Origin of the sequence: Aeromonas sp. ZOR0002 (assembly GCF_963866995.1) — a bacterium.
Classification (GTDB): domain Bacteria; phylum Pseudomonadota; class Gammaproteobacteria; order Enterobacterales; family Aeromonadaceae; genus Aeromonas; species Aeromonas caviae.
In genome coordinates this window covers 1-3,120 of sequence record NZ_CAWMFQ010000325.1, presented here as the reverse complement: position 1 = coordinate 3,120, position 3,120 = coordinate 1, and the positions used below count along the sequence as shown (strand labels likewise).

General features: G+C 58.8%; 3 protein-coding genes. All 3 read left to right on the top strand.

The window, feature by feature from the left end; all coding sequences use genetic code 11:
* The first annotated feature begins 27 nt into the window (after positions 1-27).
* Positions 28-891 carry a carboxylating nicotinate-nucleotide diphosphorylase gene (gene nadC / locus AACR77_RS17490; protein WP_041211785.1) on the top strand — a complete coding sequence of 288 codons (864 nt, stop codon included), beginning with the start codon at positions 28-30 and terminating at the stop codon, positions 889-891.
* A gap of 310 nt (positions 892-1,201) precedes the next feature.
* Positions 1,202-1,633: a pilin gene (locus tag AACR77_RS17485; protein WP_041211786.1), complete on the top strand. Its 432-nt coding sequence runs from the start codon at positions 1,202-1,204 to the stop codon at positions 1,631-1,633.
* A 3-nt stretch (positions 1,634-1,636) separates the two neighbouring features.
* Positions 1,637-3,120: PilB family type IVa pilus assembly ATPase TapB (gene tapB / locus AACR77_RS17480; protein WP_042878615.1), on the top strand; the 1,484-nt coding region annotated here is incomplete at its 3' end.

Genomic DNA, 3,120 nt, shown 5'->3' with positions numbered 1-3,120 from the left:
CTTCTCAGACCCTTGCAGGAATAAGGCATGTTACAACAGGACATCCGCCGCGCCGTGCGCGCCGCACTTCTCGAAGACTTGGGCGATGCCCTCACCGCGCTGGATCAACCGGATGCCAGCGCCGACATCACGGCCCAGCTGATCCCGGCTGATCGCATCTCGACCGCGCGAGTCATCACCCGCGAGGCGGGCGTCTTCTGCGGCCAGCCCTGGGTCGACGAGGTGTTTGCCCAGCTCGGTGGCGAAGTGAAGGTCGAGTGGAAAGTGCAAGATGGTGAACGCCTTGCCCCCAATCAGGAGCTGTTCCGCCTCCATGGCCCCGCCCGCGTGCTGCTGACCGGCGAGCGCAATGCGCTGAACTTCGTGCAGACCCTTTCCGGGGTCGCCACCCTGACCGCCCGTTATGTGGCCGAGCTGGAAGGCACTGACTGCCGCCTGCTCGATACCCGCAAGACCCTGCCCGGCCTGCGCAGCGCCCAGAAATATGCGGTCACCTGCGGCGGCGGCAAAAACCACCGTATCGGTCTGTTTGATGCCTACCTCATCAAGGAGAACCACATTCTCGCCTGCGGCGGCATCGCTGAAGCAATCAGCGAAGCGCGCCGTCTCAATCCGGACAAACCGGTGGAAGTCGAGGTCGAATCCCTGGCCGAGCTGGAGCAGGCCCTGGCCGCACGGGCCGACATCGTGATGCTGGACAACTTCGACATCCCCATGATGCAGGACGCTGTTCGCCTCAATCAGGGCAGAGCCAAGCTGGAAGTCTCCGGCAACGTCACCCTCGATACCCTTGCCGGATACGCCGCGACCGGGATCGACTTCATCTCGGTGGGAGCGCTGACCAAGCATGTGCGGGCACTGGATCTCTCCATGCGCTTTGTCGAGGCTTGAGCAAGCCCCATCCATTGCTCGTGCCCAAAAATATTACAGGGCTCGAAACTTGCAAAAGGCGCCATCGGCGCCTTTTCTTTATGCAGGATCCCACGACATAAGGAGTGTGAAGATGGGCCCTCCCGCCTCATGACAAGTGCCAATGGAAGCCATTTAATCTTTGATTTTTCTACACATTTCACTAAATGACATAAAAGCGGCGAACAAGGTCCCCGCCTCTGTTGCCAACCCGAAGCGCTCGGATAAAATACCAGCGTGGATAGCATTCCACCGGTGCTTATCAGGAAACATGGAAAAAAGGATATTTCACATGAAAAGACAGTCAGGGTTTACGCTAATCGAATTGATGATCGTCGTTGCGATCGTCGCCATTCTGGCCGCCATCGCTTTGCCGGCGTACAAGACCTATACCAAACGGGCTAAGTTTTCAGAGGTAATTGCCGCCGTTGGCCCCGCTAAGACAGCTGTGGAGGTTTGTGTTCAAGGCTACACGGGTACCAGCCTTGCTTCAGACTGTGCTGGTGCTGGTAATGCGGCTGTTAGTAATGCGTTTAATACTGCGATCGTGAGCGGTGTTAGTGTCAGCACTACTACTTTGGCAATTACGGGAACTGGGCAGTCCACTGTTTTCGATAGTGCAAGCACTTATATTCTGGCCATATCTGGTGGTGTAGTACCATCCGCTGGTTCTAACGTTATATGGCAGATTTCTGGCTCTTGCCGCACAGATGGCCTTTGCTAACGCATGACCTCTAGCCTAAATAGCGGCCTGGCCACCAGCCTGGCCGCCTCTTCCCTCCTCAGTGAGCCGGACTCGCAGCGCTATCTGAGCCAGGCCAGGGCGCAGCGCAAGCCCTTTGTCACCTTCCTGATTGAAAACGACATCCTCGACAGCAAAGCCCTCGCCGATTTCTGCGAGCTGGAATATGGGGTACCTCTGCTGGATCTGGCGGCCTTTGATCTCGCCGAGATCCCGCAGAAATACCTCAATCAAAAGCTGATTGAAAAGCACCATGTCCTGCCCATCTACACCCAGGGGCATACTCTCTATATCGCCATGTCCGATCCGACCAATGTGTCGGCTCTGGAGGATTTTGGCTTCAGCTTCGGCCTGCATACGGAAGCCCTGCTGGTCGAAGAGAGCAAGCTGACCGCCGCCATCGGCAAGCTGATGGAGAGCGAGCAGGATACCCTGGGCATGGATCATATCGACGAGGCCGAGATCTCCGAACTCGAGGTCTCCGACGAGAGTTCCCGCCTCGACGAGAGCGTCAACACCGCGGACGATGACGCCCCCATCGTCAAATACATCCACAAGATCATGATGGATGCCATCAAGCGCGGGGCCTCCGACCTGCATTTCGAACCCTACGAGACCAAGTACCGGATCCGCTTTCGGGTAGACGGCATATTGCACGAAGTCGCCACGCCGCCGGTCAACCTGGCCAACCGCTTCGCGGCTCGCCTCAAGGTGATGGCGCGGCTCGACATTGCCGAACGGCGCCTGCCCCAGGATGGCCGGATCAAACTCAAGATCTCACGCAACAGATCCATGGACATGCGGGTCAACACCCTGCCCACCATGTGGGGCGAAAAGATCGTGATCCGGTTGCTGGACTCCTCGGCCGCCCGGCTCAATATCGATCAACTCGGCTTTGACGACCGGCAGAAGACGCAGTACCTGCACGCCCTCTCCAAACCTCAGGGCATGATCCTGGTGACCGGCCCGACGGGGTCAGGCAAGACGGTCTCACTCTATACCGGCCTCAACATCCTCAACACCAGCGAGGTCAATATCTCCACCGCCGAAGATCCGGTTGAGATAAACCTGCCCGGCGTCAACCAGGTGCAGATCAATCCCAAGGCGGGGCTCACCTTCGCCAGCGCCCTGCGCTCCTTCCTGCGCCAGGATCCCGACATCGTCATGGTGGGGGAGATACGGGATCTGGAAACCGCCGAGATCGCCATCAAGGCCGCCCAGACCGGTCACCTGGTGCTCTCCACCCTGCACACCAACTCGGCGGCAGAAACGCTCACCCGGATGATGAACATGGGGGTGCCGGCCTTCAACATCGCCTCTTCGGTCACCCTCATCATGGCCCAGCGCCTTGCCCGCAAACTCTGCGATCACTGCAAGGCGCCGGAAGTGGTGCCGGAAGCCGAGTTGCTGGAGCTGGGCTTCACCCAGCAGCAACTGGCCGCCGGTTTGCGGCTGGTCAAGCCCGTGGG